The sequence below is a fragment of the Collinsella aerofaciens genome, assembly GCF_015670745.1.
Taxonomy (GTDB): Bacteria; Actinomycetota; Coriobacteriia; order Coriobacteriales; family Coriobacteriaceae; genus Collinsella; species Collinsella aerofaciens_T.
Window position 1 is genome coordinate 68,942 of record NZ_JADPCH010000005.1, and the last position, 15,928, is coordinate 84,869.

Here is a 15,928-nt window from a genome sequence, read left to right on the forward strand (position 1 = left end):
TTCGCTAAAAGCTAAATTAAGCAACGAACTTCTCGAAGTACTTGATGGTGCGGACCATCTGAGAGGTGTAGGAGTTCTCGTTGTCGTACCAAGAGGTGACCTGAACGAGGGTCTGGCCGTTGCCGAGGTCAGAGCACATGGTCTGAGTGGCGTCGAAGATGGAGCCGTGGGTCTCGCCGATGATGTCGGTGGAGACGATGTCGTCCTCGTTGTAACCGAAGGTCTCGGAGATGGTGGCAGCGTAGGCCTTCATAGCAGCGTTGACCTCGTCGACGGTGACCTTCTTGTCAACGACAGCGTAGAGGTTGGTGATGGAGCCGGTCGGCGTCGGGACGCGCTGGGCGGCACCGATGAGCTTACCGTTGAGCTCGGGGAGAACCAGGCCGATAGCCTTGGCAGCACCAGTGGTGTTGGGGACGATGTTGACGGCGCAGGCGCGGCTACGACGCTTGTTGCCCTTGCGCTGCGGGCCGTCGAGCGGCATCTGGTCACCAGTCCAGGCGTGAATGGTGGTCATGATGCCGGACACGATGGGAGCGAAGTCGTTCAGACCCTTGGCCATCGGGGCGAGGCAGTTGGTGGTGCAGGAAGCAGCGGAGATGATGTTGTCCTCAGCGGTCAGCGTCTCATGGTTGACGTTGTACACGATGGTGGGCAGATCGCTGCCGGCCGGAGCGGAGATGACGACCTTCTTGGCGCCAGCGTTGATGTGGGCCTGAGCCTTAGCCTTGCTGGTGTAGAAGCCGGTGCACTCGAGAACGACGTCGACGTCGAGGTCGCCCCAAGGCAGGTTGTTGGCGTCGGCCTCCTTGTAGATCTTGATCTCCTTGCCGTCAACGGTGATGGAATCCTCACCAGCGACGACCTCGTGATCGCGAGCATAGTTGCCCTGCGTGGAGTCGTACTTCAGCAGGTAAGCGAGCATATCGGGAGAGGTGAGGTCGTTGATAGCGACGATCTCGGAGCCCTCATGACCGAACATCTGACGGAAAGCCAGACGACCGATGCGACCGAAGCCGTTAATAGCAACCTTTACTGCCATTGTGTCTCCTTTCGTAAGGCCCCCGCAAGCTACAGCGCCTGCCGTTGAGGCCCACAAACTAACCACTCGCCTAATATACCTTTTTTTTGACTTGAATTTCACGAGAATGCTCGAAATTGAAAATCAAATTTCCGTTAAAACGTTTTAAAGAATAAAATAGCAGTTAAATCCGTATATAATTCGATAATTTAACCTACCTGTTTGCTTCAATGAGCTTTTCAAGCCTCAAAACACGATGGTAGAGGGCCGACTTCGACAAGGGAGGGTCGGCCATCTCGCCCAGATCGCGCAGCGACAGATCGGGATAGCGCTCGCGCAGGTCGCAAAAGACCGCCAAGGCGTCCGGAAGCGTGTCGCGCAAACCCCGCTGTTCGAGTTCATCGATCAACGCAAGCTGATGCTGGGCGGCACCCGCACTTCTGGTCTGATTGGCCAGCTCGGCATTCACGCGACGGTTTACGTCGTTCTTAACCAACTTGACCGCACGCGCCTCCTCAATCTCGGCAACGCTGCGCTTGGCACCAATCAGCTTTAATAGATGCTCGATCTCCTCGGCGCTCTTAATGTAGACAGCAAAGGATCCGCGCCGCGCGTTAACGCGCGCATGGATTCCAATCTGCTCCAATAGATCGCAAAGTCCCCGGGCATACTGCTCGCCCTGCACCGCGATCTCCAAATGAAAGTCGCCGCGGGGATCGGCCACGAAACCGCCGGCGATGAGCGCGCCGCGGATGTAGGCAAGCCTGCAGCAGGGACGGGCAACGATGTGCCGGGGAACACCAGCGACGAGCCCTCCCCTGCGGTCGAGAATGCCCAGCAGCACCAGAGCCTTGTCCAGGTCGGGCTGATCGGGCAGGGTAATGAGATAGTTACGGACCTTATGCAAGACCGATTTACGAACGGTGAATTCCGTTTTGAGCTTAAGGATGCGATGCGTCAGTGTGATCATCGTGCGCGCGACAGCGCCCGTCTCGGTCGCGACCGTCAAACGATACCGCCCGGAGCCGGCCAGCGAAAGTGTGCCGCTCACACGCGTCAGGGCGGCAAGCGTCGACAAATCGCAGTATTCACATTCGGGTTCGCAGCGCGCGAGCTCGTCACGCACCTCGGCGGTAAACGACATGCAGGCCTATGCTTTCGTGTTGGCGCGCGACAGGTCGCGGTGGGAAATGCTCACGTGATATTGGGCGCCTTCCAAATAACGTGCCGTGGCCTCGGCGATGGCAACACTGCGGTGTTGACCGCCCGTGCAACCGATGGCGATAGAAAGCTGTGGCTTGCCCTCCGCGATATAGCCGGGCATGACCGTATCGAGCAGCTGCGTCCAGGCCTTCCAGAACTCCTGGGTCTTGGGATGGTCCAGAACAAAGTCGGAGACTTTCTTATCGAGACCGGTCATGGTGCGCATCTCGGGATCGTAGAACGGATTGGGCAGGAAACGGACGTCGATCATAATGTCCGCTTCAACGGGCATGCCGTGCTTAAAGCCAAACGAGAACACGTGGACGTCCATGAGCTGCTGGTCGGACAACTCGGAGAACGCCATGCGCAATTTGTTGCGCAGAGCAGAGGTGCGCAGGCGGCTCGTGTCGATGATCATATCGGCTCGATCGCGAACGCCCTGCAGCTGCAGTCGCTCGCGCTGAATCGCATCGGCCGTAGTCTCCCCCGGCTTGGCAATGGGATGGCGGCGGCGGTTTTCGCTATAACGACGGATCAGCACTTCGTCAGAGGCCTCGAGAAACACGATGTCGCAGCTCATCTCACGCTCCTCGAGTGCGGCAACGGCATCGAGCAGCTCATCGAACAAGCCCTGGCTGCGCAGGTCACAGGTGACGGCAAGATGCCTGCCCACGCCTGTATTGATGCCGACGAGTTCGGCAAGCTGGGCGATCAGACGCGGAGGCAGGTTATCGATGCAAAAGTAGCCCATGTCCTCAAACACATGCATGGCTTGCGTTCGGCCCGAGCCGGACATTCCGGTGATGATAACGATATCGGGGATACGCTCCGAGCGCTCCGCCGCATCCATGGCATCTCCCTTTTGCATGTGTGCCTCCTAAAATAAGCGCGGGACCCGGCCAGCGGATCCCGCGCGATCAATTGCCTTTATTGAGTATACCGCCCCAAGCGGATACAAGGCCCGTCTTACGCCTCAAGCGCAGCCTTGAACCAACTTGTAATACTCGTGGGGTGCGTGATAGCGGTGCCGACGACAACGGCCCACGCGCCGGCGTCGATTGCAGCGCGAGCCTCCTCGGGCGTATGCACGCGACCCTCGCAAATGATGGGAAGGCCGGGAAATTCCTCGGTCGCCTGACGCAGGAGCGGCAGGTCGGGGCCATCGGCCATGGTGCAGTCGATGGCGGCGACACCGTGAGAGAGTGTGGTGGATACCAGGTCGAAGCCCATATCAACCGCACGGCGAATGTCCTCGATGGTGGCACAATCCGCCATCAGGAGCACACCCTCCTCGTGCAGCGGGCGGAAGGTATCCTCGACCGACTTGCCATCGGGACGCGGACGATCGGTGGCGTCGATCGCCACGATATCGGCACCCGCAGCAACGCAGGCACGAGCGTGACGCAGCGTCGGCGTGATGTAAACGCCCTCGTGCCCGTCCTTCCACAGACCGATGACGGGAACCTCACAGCGACCCTTAATGGCGGCAATGTCGGCAAGGCCCTGGCAGCGAATGGCGGCGGCGCCGCCAAGCTCGCAAGCGCGAGACATTTGAGCCATGGTCTCGGGCGTACGAAGCGGCTCGCCCATATACGCCTGAACGCTCACGACGAGCTTGCCCTTCAGGGACTGGATCAAAGGATCAACGGTCATGTTCGACTCAACCTTTCTCAAAACAGCCTTCTGAGACACCGCACCTTGACGTTCAAACCGTCGCTCGCGTACCGAAGTACGCTTCGCTCCTCTTTCACGTCAATCTGCGGCACCTCAGAAGGCGCACTTGGTAGTTATGTTTACTTCAACGATGCAAGAAGGTGTTCGGCGGCACCGATGAGCGGCGCGTCGCCCTCCAGAGAGCCGATGAGAATCGGCGTGTCCTGAAGCGGGTCGAGCGCCTGGCTGGCATAGCCCTCGTGCACCGAGTCCTTCCACGTCTGTGAACGCCAATCGGGACCTTGGTGAATCACGCCGCCCGAAAGCACGATGACCTCAGGGTCCAGGATGTTAGCGAGCGAGCCCAGGCTGGCGCCCAGCGCAAAGCCGGCGTCATGAATGACCTCGGTCGCCTTTGCGTCGCCTGCGCGGCACAGGTCGTTCACGTCACGGCCGACCGAAGGACGGCTGGGGTCGACGCGGCCAAAACGCTCATCGTACATGCGCCCGATTGATGTTCCGGAAGCAACCGACTCCAGATGGCCGGAACGCCCGCAGGCGCAGGGAATGCCGGCGGCAGCCGAGCACTCGATGTGGCCCATATGGCCGGCAGCACCATGGAAGCCCTGCATCACGCGGCCGTTCTCGACATATGCGCCGCCGATGCCCGTACCGATGCCCAAACACAAGACGGAGAACTTGCCCTTGCCGACGCCCCAGTGGGCCTCGCCCAGAGCATGAGCCTGCACGTCGCCTACAACGGCAACGGGAAGGCCGAGGTCCTCGCGCAGACGCGGCCCCAACTGAACGCCGGACCAGCCGGGCATAATCTCATTGGCATACGCGATGGCGCCCGTCTTGGGGTCGACGACACCGGCAGCGCCGATGCCAACTCCGAGGACCTCGACATCGGGATTTGCCTCAAGAGCTGCCTTGATAGACGCCTCGATGCGCTGGAAGACCGCTTCGCCACCCTCCTGGGCCTCGGTGGGAACCTCAGCCTCAAAAACGGGATGGGGCACACCGCCGTCAGCCGGGTACTCCATGATGGCAGTCGCGATCTTAGTTCCGCCGATATCGACAGAGCAGACGTACTTGTTCTCCATGTCGTTCTCCTTCGGAGACAAAACAACTACAGGAAATGCGCCGTCAGGCTAGCCGTCACAGCGCGGTAAAGGTTTTCCAGGTGCCCGAGATCGCCGAGAAACCGTGCGGCCATTGGCCTAATGGGTCATGGCCGCACGGTTGAACGGCGAGGTCGGGTGCCTGGGAAAGCTTTAAAGGAGACCGTTGTCCTGGAGGACCTTGCGAATCGCCTCGACGTTCTCACCGGTCATGGCCTTCACCGGGCGCGGCATGGTCGGGCTGTCGAAGATGCCCATGAGGTTCATAGCGGTCTTGAAGGCGCCGACGCCACCGGCATAGCCCTGGACGCCCGAGGTGACATCCCAGATGTGCGAAATCTCATTGAGGCGATCCTGCTCGGCCTTGACGGTAGCCCAGTCACCAGCCTGAGCGGCCTTCCACTGACGAACGTAGCCCTCGGGCTCAACGTTGGCGAGGCCCGGAACGGAACCGTCGGCGCCACCGAGATAGGCACCGTCGACGACGACCTCATGGCCGGTAAGGATGCTCATCGGATGGCCGTTCTTCTCGTTCTCCTGAATGAGGTAGCGGAACGAGATGTCATCGCCCGAGGAATCCTTGACGCCAGCCAGGACGCCCTCGGCGCCGAGCTTAGCAAGGAGCTTCCAGGGGAGCTTGGTGTGGACGCACACGGGGATGTCGTAGGCGAAGATGGGCAGGTCGAGTTCCTCGTGAAGGATGCGGAAGTGCTCCTCGACCTCGGTCATGCCCTGCAGGGCATAGAACGGGCAGGTGGCGACGAGCGCATCGGCGCCCAGCTCCTGAGCGACCTTGCCGTGCTCGATCATGCGCTCGGTCTCGGTGTCGATGATGCCGACCAGAACGGGAACGCGGTGGTCGACGATACGGACGGCCTCTGCGACAATCTGGCGACGGCGCTCGTCGGTGGAGAAGACGACCTCGCCCGAGGAGCCCAGGAAGAACAGGCCATCGACGCCGGCATCGATCATGCGGTTGATGCTGCGCTCAAAGGAGGCAACGTCGAGCTGGTGGTCTTCGGTATCGGGAACAACGACGGGAGGGATAACGCCGGTGAATTTCTGAGTTGCCACAAGAATCTCCTTAGTTGTCTGGCGGGTAGCCCTATGCCGCCCACTCTTGTTGGCGGTGTCCAGGCCGTCTAGGCCAAAGAACACGAATAGAACGTTTGGTTAAAGAAGTCGACGACTTCGTTTTCGAACGCATTGATGCGCTCGTGAGCGTATTTGGCATAGATGATATGCCTCCGGTCACACTCAAGACCGTTGAATACGGCAAACTGGCCCTTGGGATCACTCACGGTATCCATGAGCGATGTGCCCATGAGCACCGAGCCACGAACCCGAAGCGACAGCGTCTCGAGACCGCTGGGAAGCGGATTGGCAAGCGCCGTGCAGGCAAGGCCCCGCTCGTCCAGAGCAGAAACCGCCAGCGCGACACCGCCGCCAAGGCCCTCGCCCCATGCAAAGATGCGGTCGGGATCCATGCCATCAAGGTTGCGCGCAACCTTCGCCAACGCGCAGCCCCAACGGACACGCTCGACAAAAGCAGGCGAGGTAATCCCCTGCTGCAGATCGCTGGATCCAATAGTCTCATCGTCCAGCGCAAGCACGGCATATCCCATGGCGGCAAACCGCGTCATGTGATGCCATCCCCGCACGGGTCGGTCGATGTCATGGAACATCAGACACAGCGGAACAAGCTCGGATCTTCGGGCGCAACCAGAGGGCTCAATCAAACGGCCGTGCACGACATACCCGCCGAGCTCAAAGGAAACCTCGGAGTAGCGCGCGCACGGATTGGCGAAATCAATCGCCGTAGCGGTCAGCCCGCAAACCTCAAGGTCCGAAGCGGCTGTCTCCAACTCGGAAACATCCGCAGAAGCATCGCCGCGCCAATCCCGGAAATCAGAGAGCCTTGACGAAACCGTCCCAGCAATTCCCGCAAGCTCGGGGACAATCAGCTCATCGATATTGCTCTCGCACTTAGACATGAGCCTCCCCTCCCTTGCAGAAAAATGGAATGATCAGATCGTCAAAATCCTGAATCTCCTCGTGACCGAAGCCTTCAAAGAACTCATGACGCTTTTCACAGGTCAGGTTGTTGTAGACTGCAAACTGCGTCGCCGGAGGGCAGACGATATCGGCTGTGCCCGTGCCAAACAGCACGGGGCATTTGACCATGGGGGCAAAGTTCTTGGAATCGAAGTACGCCAGCTTGGCATAGGCTTCGTCGATACGAGTCGAGTCCTCGTCAAACCAGCGAGACCAATAGCGCAGGCCCTCGTAGGCGATGTCGTCGGCATCCAAATCCCAGACCAGGCGGAAATCCGACAGGAAGGGATAGAGGATGGCGGCGCGATTGATAAGCTCGCTGTTAAGCGCACAGGTCGCTATACCCAAACCGCCGCCCTGCGACGCGCCGTTCACAAACACACGGGCAAGATCGATGCCCTCGAGCTCGCGAACAATACGGCACAGAATGCGAATATCTTGGTGCAAGCGGACATAGTAGAGGTTGGCCGGGTCGCCGTCGATACCGGCGACGATATGGCCCGCGACCGTTGTGCCCTCAAATCCGCCAATGTCCTCGGAGGGTCCTCCTTGGCCAGGGCAATCGAGAGCAATCAGCGCCATACCCATGCCCGCAAACGATGCCTGCTCAAACCAGCTGCGACTCGCACCTGGATATCCATGGAACTGAAGTACCAATGGCACGGGCTCGTCCGAGACAGGTTTAAGGTACTTGGCGTGCAGGCGAGCGCCACACATGCCGGTATACCAGAGATCGAAAAGCTGGCAGGTCACGGCATCGGTGACCGATGCCGCCTCGATCGCATAGTCAAGCCCGACGGCGTCAGCCTCGGCCATGCGATCCTTCCAAAAGAGATCGAAATCTGATGGACGGGGCATGGCGCCTCGATATTCACCAAATTGATGTTGTAGCTCCTGAGCACTTGACATGGCTCGTGAACCCAACCTTTCGAAATCGCAACGGAGGTGCGCCCGGCAAAGGAACCGGGCGCACGGGAGGGAAAGCGAAGTTACTCGCCGAGCTTGGGATGCAGCAGCGACGGCGCAGCGCCAAGCAGCATCTTGGTGTAGGGGTCTTGAGGATGCTGGAAGACCTGCTTGGCCTCGCCCTGCTCAACGATCTTGCCGCCATTCATGACGATAATGTCGTCGGAGATGTAGCGGACCGTCTGGATGTCATGGCTGATAAATACCATGGCCAGGCCGAGCTCCTTCTTAAGGTCGGTCAGCAGGTTTAGAATCTGCGCGCGGACCGAAACGTCCAGCGCCGAGGTGGGCTCGTCGGCGATGATGGCATCGGGGTTCAGCGACAGGGCACGCGCAATAGCCACGCGCTGGCGCTGACCGCCAGAAAGCTGGCCGGGAAGAACCTCGGCGGCGGAGGAGGGCAGACCGGTGAGCTCCAAGAGCTCCTTGACGCGCTTCTCCTGCTCGGCCTCGGTACCCAGGTTGTGGACGCGCATGGGGTCGAGCAGTTGCTCGCGAACGACCATGCGGGGGTTGAGCGCCGTGGCCGGGTTCTGGAACACGACCGAGATGACGCGACCCATGTGGCGACGGTCCTCGGCGGTACGCTTGGTGACGTCCTTGCCCTTAAAGTAGACCTTGCCGCTCGTGGGGGCCTGCAGGCCGCACATGACGTTAGCCGTGGTGGACTTTCCGCAACCGGACTCGCCGACGATGCCGATGGTCTGTCCGGGCATGAGCTTAATCGTTACACCCTGGACGGCGTGAACCAGGTTGGGGTGCAGAATCGAGCCGGTACGGGTCCTAAAGGTGACGTGGACGTCATCAAGGAAGATGATCGGCTCGACGCCGTTGACTGCGGTCTCGCTCATCTACATCACCTCCGCGTGAGGGGTCAAACCATTTGCCTTGAGCACCTCGTCGGGGAGCTCGGAATAGAAGTGCTCGGTGCCGGGCACGCGCTTGAAGACCGGACGGGTGTCCAGGCCAATGCGCGGATGGCTCGAGCGGGGCGCGAAGCGATCGCCCTTGGGGAAATCGCGCGGGCTCGGAACGGCGCCGGGCACCTGGTGCAGGCGGCCCGAACCGCTCTCGATGGACAGGACGGAACCCAGAAGGCCGCGGGTGTACTCGTGAATCGGGTTGGTGAGCAGCTCCTTGGTGGGCGCCTGCTCAATAACCTGGCCGGCGTACATAACCGTGATGTTGTGGGCGACCTCGGCGACCAGCGCCAGGTCGTGCGAAACGAAGATCATGGCAAAGCCGAGCTTGGCCTGAAGGTCGTTGAGCAGCTTGATGACCTGCTTCTGGACCGTAACGTCCAGAGCGGTCGTGGGCTCGTCGCAGATAACCAGCTTGGGGTCGCGGGTAAGGGCCATAGCGATCAGAACGCGCTGACGCTGACCACCGGAAAGCTCGTGCGGATAGCTCTCGAGCGTACGCTTGGGGTCGAGGCCCACGAGCTCCAGGAGTTCCTCGGCGCTACGGGTGCCGCCGCGCTTGGTGAGCTGCTTCATCTGGGCAGAGATGAGCATGGAGGGGTTGAGCGAGGACAGGGCGTCCTGATAGACCATGGCGATATCGGTACCGCGCAGGCCGAACCACTCCTTCTTGCTCATCTTGAGCAGGTCGCGGCCCTCCCAGAGAACCTCGCCGGAAAGATGCTCGTCATCGTCGGTCAGGCCCATGATGGCCAGCGTGGTGATGGACTTACCGCAGCCGGACTCGCCTACCAGGCCCATGGTCTGGCCGGGACGGACGTCAAAGTTAACGTGGTCGACGACGTTGATATCACCGTGGTGCTCAAACTGGATGCAGAAATCGCGGACCGAAAGGATCGGCTCAACGGACTCATCGGGCACATGGCGGTCGTTACGCTTGAGCTCGACATCGCGCAGTGCGCCAAGACGGGCGGACAGGGACTGAGCCTGCTCCTTGTAGGCACGAACGGGGTCGGAAACCAGCAGGTCGGCCTCGCGGCGCTTGGAGGAATCGGTCGGATCCAGGGCGGCGGAGGGAGCAGCGGCCATGGCGTCGGTAATGCCCTCGGAGAGGATGTTGAGCGCCAGGCAGGTGATCATGATGGCCAGGCCCGGGAACAGTGCCTGCCACCAACGGCCAGCGAGCACGCCACCGCGTGCGTCGGCGAGAATGTTGCCCCAGGTAGCGGTGGGCTCCTGGATGCCGGCGCCGATGAAGGTCAGCGAGGCCTCGAAGATAATGGCGTCGGCGACCAGGGTAACGGTGAAGACCATAATCGGAGCGATGCAGTTACGCAGAACATGCTTGATCAGAATCCACGGAGCCTTGGCGCCGGACACGATGACCGCGCGGACATAGTCCTCACCGTACTCGGACACGATGTTGGCGCGCACGATACGGGCGATCTGCGGGGTGTACATAAAGCCGATCGCAAAGATGATCGACGGCACGGAATTGCCCAGGATGGAAACGAAAACGGCTGCGAGGGCGATACCCGGGATGGACATGATGATGTCCAGGATACGCATGATCGCCTCAGAGATAGACTTGCGCGAAACCGCTGCAAGAGCGCCGACAACGGAACCACAGACCAAAGCCATGGCGGTAGCACCAAAGCCGATAATCAGCGAGTAACGTCCGCCGTAGAGCATGCGCGACAGAATGTCGCGACCCTTATCGTCGGTACCGAAGATAAATCCGTTGCCGGGAGCCTGGCGAGCCGTAAAGATCTCGACCGGGCTATAGGGGGCAAGAAGGGGCGCCAAAATCGCAGTCAGGGCGACCAGCACCAGCACGACGGCGGCAATCTTAGAAGACAGCGTCATCTTCTTCCAGCCACCGAGCTTGAGCCCCTTGGAGGCAGCCTTCTCGAGCTGCTCGGTTTGCTTCTCTCGAATCTTTACCATAATCTACACCGTCCTGATGCGCGGGTTGATGAGCAGGTAGAGCATGTCAACCACGATGTTGATGATGATGAAGGCAAGAGCAACGACGATAACGACGCCCTGAACCAGGTTCGCCTCGTTGCCCTGAACGCCCTGCAGAATCGCAGTGCCCATGCCGGGGAGGTTGAAGATAACCTCGATGACGACGGCGCCGCCCATGAGGTAGCCGATCTTAAGACCGAGGGTGGTGACCGGGGTGATCAGCGCATTGCGAAGGACGTTGATGCCGACGACGACCTTCTCGGGAACGCCGGCGCCACGAGCCATACGGACATAGTCCTTGTCGAGCTCCTCGACCATGGCGGTACGCACGATACGAGTCATCTGGCCCGTCAGCGGAAATGCCAAGGCGATAGCGGGCATGATCATACGTCCCAGATAGCCAACCGGATTCGTGGTGAAGTGAGGCAGAGCACCCGATGCCGGGAGCACCTTAAGGTAGGAAGAGAACAGCAGGATCAACAGAACGGCAAGCCAGAACGACGGGGTTGCCAAGCCGGCGATGGAAAAGACGCGGATCACTTGGTCCGGCCATTTGTCGCGATACAGTGCCGCGATGACGCCGAGCAAAAACGAAACGACCGCACCGATGGCAAGACCGATGAAGGTCAGCTGCATCGTGACGGGCAGGGCCGTGGAGATGCGCTTGGCAACGGAGTTGCGGGCAGCGCCGTAGGTACCCATGTCGCCATGAATCAAATCGCCCATATAGCGCACGTAGCGCACAGGCCAGGGGTCGTCCAGACCATACTTCTCATGGTACTCGGCAACCGCCTCGGGCGAGGCACCGTCACCCAACGCCGTGTAGGCGGGGTCGGTCTTGGAGAACGACATAAGGAAGAACACCAGGACGGTGACGCCCAATGCCATGATCGGCAGCGCCACAAGACGCCTTCCAATCAAACGTAGCAAGTTGTTCACGTTCTCTCCCCTTTCTTTTGTCGGTAGGACCAACTGGTATATGAGTACGGATACTCATTACAAGACCCGAGCGACATCGTTGCCGCCCGGGTCTTTGTTTCAACTATGAGGATACGGTCCCAACGGCCGACATCCTGCATACAGACTCAAGCGAGTCTTACGCCTTGACGGTCGCAACGCCCCTGAAGGACATGCTCGTCGTGCCGATGCCCTTGAAGCCGTCGAGAGCCTCGCCGTTGGGCGCGGTGGACGGATCGTCCCAGGAAGCGGAGACGGTCTTGACGTGGACAACGGGGTACAGAACGGCGTTGTCGGCGATGATGTCGAAGCACTCGTTCCACTTCTTCTGCTGCTCGTCGCCCTCGGCGGCAAGAGCCTCGTCCATGAGACCGTGAAGCTTCTGCCACTCAGCGGACTCCTTCCACGGGCAACGGGTCTGCATCCAGACGTTGTCGCCATACCACCAGTTGAGCAGCAGGTCGGGGTCAGCGCCGAAGCAGGAAGGATCGCCAGGGGCAAGGAGGATATCGTAGGCCTCGCCGCCGTCGATGGCAGCGTAGGTGGCCGGCGAGGTATCGGTCTGGATGGTCACCTCAAAGCCGAGAGCGTCGAGGTCGTTCTTGACCTGGGCGGCCATGCCCTTGATCTGCTCGTTGTCGGTGGTGCGCAGGGTGATGGCACCCGGGGTGATGCCGGACTCCTCGATGAGCTTCTTAGCCTTCTTGGCGTCGGTCTTGTACACCGTGGAAGCCTCATGATAATTGGTGAAGCTCTTGGGCAGGTAGCAGCTGGCAGCGGTGGCAAGGCCGGCGAAGGTGTTGCTGACCATCTTCTCGGTGTCGAGCGCATACATGACAGCCTGACGGACCTTGACGTTGTTCCAAGGCTCCTTGGCGACGTTGAACATGATGAAGCGGGTGCCGAAACCCTGAACGTTATCGATCTTGCAGCCGGCGCTCTCGAGCTGGTCGACGGCGTCAGCGGTAACGAGCTCCATAACGAGCGTGGAGCCCTCCTGCTGAGCGGTAACGCGAGCGGTGGGGTCGGTCAGGATGCTGTACTGGATCTTCTTATCCTCGGCAGCATACTCACCGTTGTACTCGGGGTTGGGAACCAGGGTGATCTCGGTATCGGAGATAGAGTCGTACATCCAGGGGCCGGAGCCGATCGGCTGCTTGGCGCGATCCTCCTCGGTCTGGGTGGCCGGGGTAACGCGGATGATGGCAAGACGATCCTTGAGCAGAGAGAAGTTGGGGACCTTGGTCTTGACCGTCACGGTGCTGGCGTCCTTAGCCTCGATGGACTCGAAGGGCTGGAAGAACGGAGCATAGGTAGCGGAAGCGGCGCAAGCGGTGTAGGAGGCAACGACATCGTCAGCGGTGACCTCGGTGCCATCGGAGAACTTGGCGCCCTTGCGGATGGTAACCTCGAAAGTGGTGTCGTCCACAGACTTGGGGTCGTCGGTGGCGAGCTCGTTGAAGGTGCTGTAGTCGTGGTAATCGATGCCGTAGAGGCCCTCGACGACGTGCCAGTTAGCACCCAGGCCCACAGCGGAGCCGGTGCTGGCGGGGTCGAAGCTGGACGGAGCGTAAGCGGAACCAGCGGTGATCACGCCGCCGCCACGGTTGGCGGAATCGGTGGAACCGGAAGCGGAACCCTCGTCGCTAGAGCTGCCACCGCAGCCGGTGAGACCAAGCCCTGCGACAGCAGCGACGCTGCCGGTGAGGCCGAGGAACGAACGCCTGGACATACCCTTGTTGATGATGGCCATGTCTTCTCCTATCAATAGAGAATCTTACCCGGGAGCACCTAGACTTGCCCCCGCGCAACTTGCGGACGATATATACCTTACCTACCGACAAACCCAACTTGGGTGCCGCGCTCGGCGACCGATACATACATACGCTTGAACGGTATTTACTACCGTTCACCGAATTCATTGACAAACGATTCGACAGACAGTATGTATCGACGAGGTGAGATATCAGTCTTCGTCAACCCGCAGGATAGCAGGGTTATTCACCATGGCTAGTCAAACGTTTTAGCGTTAATAAAACCCGAAATCAGCAGGTAATCGCCGCGAAATAAATGATTGAAAATCAGCCAATCATGTATATCAGTTGTTTAGAAGCGCGTTTAGTTTTCGGAACGGCTGGCCGATGCTTGGGCGCGCTCGGCATTCCATGCAACAAGTGCCTCGTGGACCGCTTTGGCGACATCGGCCGGAACGCCTCGAACTTCCGCAATCTCCTGCTCGCTTGCCGCGCGCAAACGCTTCATCGAGCCAAAATGGCGCATAATGGCACGTTTTCTGGTGGGTCCCACGCCCGGAACGTCGTCAAGCACCGAAACCGTCATAGCCTTATCGCGCAACTCGCGATGGAACGTAATCGCAAATCGGTGGGATTCATCGCGAACCTGCTTGATCAGATAAAGCGAAGCGGAGCCGGTCGGCAGCACGACGGGGGTCTCGTCCCACGGCACGAAAACTTCCTCATCGGCCTTTGCCAAGCCACAAACTGGTATATCGAGGCCAAGCGCCTCAAGTTGCTTAATTGCAGCGGTCAATTGCGGTTTGCCGCCATCGACAACGAGCAAATCGGGGCGCGAGCCAAAGCGCTCGTCCGCCATGCGCTCGGGAGCATAGCGACGCCCCAGAACCTCGGACATCGATACGAAGTCGTTCGCCTCGTCCAATTCGGCCTGAATTTTAAAGCGACGATACTGGCCCTTGTCGGCACGGCCGTTGGTAAATACCACCATCGAAGCGACGGTAAAGGTGCCGTGCAACGTCGAGATATCGAAGCACTCGATGCGCAACGGCGGCGCAGGCAGCGCCAGCGCGCTTTCGAGCTCCAGGAGCGCCTGATTAGTGCGATCGTCAGCATACCCCGTGCGCATCATGTAGCGCATGAGGGCATGGCGCGCATTTTTGGAAGCCATATCGAGCAGGCGGTGCTTTTCGCCGCGCTGCGGCCTATGGAGATGGCAAGAGCGTTCGCGCTTGCCCGCAAGCCACTCCCCCAACGCTTCGGCGTCCTCAAGCTCGACAGAGAGATTGATCTCGGCTGGAATATCAGCCGTCTCGTCGTAATAGCGCTTAAGAAAGCCCGATTGAAGCTCTTCCTCGTCGACATCCAGGCCTTTATCGAGGATGAACTCACAAGTTCGAACCGTTCGGCCCTCGCGAACGACAAAGACACAGGCGGCAGAGATAGTCTCTTCGCGATAGAAGCCGATGACGTCGATATCGACGCTCGATGGAAAAACGACCTGTTGGCGATCGTCCAGGCCCCTAATGACTTCCAGGCGACGCTTGACGCGCGCCGCACGCTCAAAATCGAGCGTCTCGGCTGCCTCCGTCATCTCGGACGTAAGCTCGTCAACGACATCCTTGCGATGGCCCGACAAGAAACGTTCGACACGTTTGACGTTCTTGGCATAGTCGGCAGGGGAAATCGCGCCGATGCATGCGCCCGGCCCGCGCCCGACATGGTAGTCAAAGCAGGGACGCCCGTTTTGCGCGCAAATCATATTGACGATGTCTTCTTCGCCCTTATGAGATTCGACGATGCGGCGGCAGCGGCGCCATTCCGCACAGGATGCCGAGCAAATAGGAATAACCTTGCGTAGCGTATCGATGGTCTCACGCGCCGCACGGCTATCGGTATAGGGGCCAAAATAGCGCGTTCCCGGTTTATGACGCTCTCGCGTGTATTTAATAGCCGGAAACAAGTCGCTCTTGGTAATGGCGATAAAGGGATAGCTTTTATCGTCTTTGAGATCGACGTTAAAGTACGGATGGTACTGGCCAATCAGATTGCGCTCGAGCACCAATGCCTCGTGCTCGGTCTCCACCACGATATAGTCGAAGCTCGCCACCAGCTGCATCATGAGCGGGATCTTTTGACGCTCGTCCTGCAGCGTCACGTATTGACGCATACGGGCACGCAGGTTTTTTGCCTTGCCCACATAGATGACATCACCCTTGGCATCTTTCCAAAGGTAGCAGCCGGGTTGCGTGGGAACGCGCGAAACCTGCTCGGCAAGTGTTGGAATGTTGTCGTGACCTGCCACGC

13 protein-coding genes are annotated in these 15,928 nt (G+C 59.7%); all 13 read right to left on the reverse strand.

The window, feature by feature from the left end:
• Positions 1-16: 16 nt before the first annotated feature.
• Positions 17-1,042, reverse strand: a complete 1,026-nt coding sequence (gene gap / locus I4W07_RS03135) for a type I glyceraldehyde-3-phosphate dehydrogenase (protein WP_022094880.1) — start codon at positions 1,040-1,042, stop codon at positions 17-19.
• A gap of 193 nt (positions 1,043-1,235) precedes the next feature.
• Positions 1,236-2,165: a DNA-binding protein WhiA gene (gene whiA / locus I4W07_RS03140; protein ID WP_196025585.1), complete on the reverse strand. Its 930-nt coding sequence runs from the start codon at positions 2,163-2,165 to the stop codon at positions 1,236-1,238.
• A 6-nt stretch (positions 2,166-2,171) separates the two neighbouring features.
• Positions 2,172-3,092, reverse strand: coding sequence for an RNase adapter RapZ (gene rapZ / locus I4W07_RS03145; RefSeq protein ID WP_022094878.1), 921 nt, complete (start codon positions 3,090-3,092; stop codon positions 2,172-2,174).
• A gap of 98 nt (positions 3,093-3,190) precedes the next feature.
• Positions 3,191-3,877, reverse strand: coding sequence for an N-acetylmannosamine-6-phosphate 2-epimerase (locus tag I4W07_RS03150; protein WP_006236154.1), 687 nt, complete (start codon positions 3,875-3,877; stop codon positions 3,191-3,193).
• Between the two features lie 140 nt (positions 3,878-4,017).
• Entirely contained in the window at positions 4,018-4,983 is a 966-nt protein-coding gene (locus tag I4W07_RS03155; protein WP_006236155.1) for an ROK family protein, read from the reverse strand.
• Between the two features lie 171 nt (positions 4,984-5,154).
• Positions 5,155-6,075 carry a dihydrodipicolinate synthase family protein gene (locus I4W07_RS03160; protein ID WP_196025586.1) on the reverse strand — a complete coding sequence of 307 codons (921 nt, stop codon included), beginning with the start codon at positions 6,073-6,075 and terminating at the stop codon, positions 5,155-5,157.
• A gap of 68 nt (positions 6,076-6,143) precedes the next feature.
• A complete protein-coding gene (locus I4W07_RS03165; RefSeq protein ID WP_196025587.1) occupies positions 6,144-6,995 on the reverse strand; it encodes an acetylxylan esterase in 852 nt (283 codons plus the stop codon).
• Positions 6,988-7,965 carry an acetylxylan esterase gene (locus I4W07_RS03170; RefSeq protein WP_196025588.1) on the reverse strand — a complete coding sequence of 326 codons (978 nt, stop codon included), beginning with the start codon at positions 7,963-7,965 and terminating at the stop codon, positions 6,988-6,990. Before I4W07_RS03170 ends, I4W07_RS03165 begins: the two co-directional genes overlap by 8 nt.
• A gap of 80 nt (positions 7,966-8,045) precedes the next feature.
• A complete protein-coding gene (locus tag I4W07_RS03175) occupies positions 8,046-8,873 on the reverse strand; it encodes an ABC transporter ATP-binding protein (protein ID WP_006236159.1) in 828 nt (275 codons plus the stop codon).
• A complete protein-coding gene (locus I4W07_RS03180) occupies positions 8,874-10,889 on the reverse strand; it encodes a dipeptide/oligopeptide/nickel ABC transporter permease/ATP-binding protein (protein ID WP_006236160.1) in 2,016 nt (671 codons plus the stop codon).
• Positions 10,890-10,892: 3 nt separating this feature from the next.
• On the reverse strand, positions 10,893-11,849 hold the full coding sequence (locus I4W07_RS03185; protein WP_035138896.1) for an ABC transporter permease: 957 nt from the start codon (positions 11,847-11,849) through the stop codon (positions 10,893-10,895).
• 157 nt (positions 11,850-12,006) lie between these two features.
• Positions 12,007-13,620 carry an ABC transporter substrate-binding protein gene (locus I4W07_RS03190; protein ID WP_006236162.1) on the reverse strand — a complete coding sequence of 538 codons (1,614 nt, stop codon included), beginning with the start codon at positions 13,618-13,620 and terminating at the stop codon, positions 12,007-12,009.
• A gap of 365 nt (positions 13,621-13,985) precedes the next feature.
• On the reverse strand, positions 13,986-15,926 hold the full coding sequence (gene uvrC / locus I4W07_RS03195; RefSeq protein ID WP_328291085.1) for an excinuclease ABC subunit UvrC: 1,941 nt from the start codon (positions 15,924-15,926) through the stop codon (positions 13,986-13,988).
• Between the last annotated feature and the right edge of the window lie 2 nt (positions 15,927-15,928).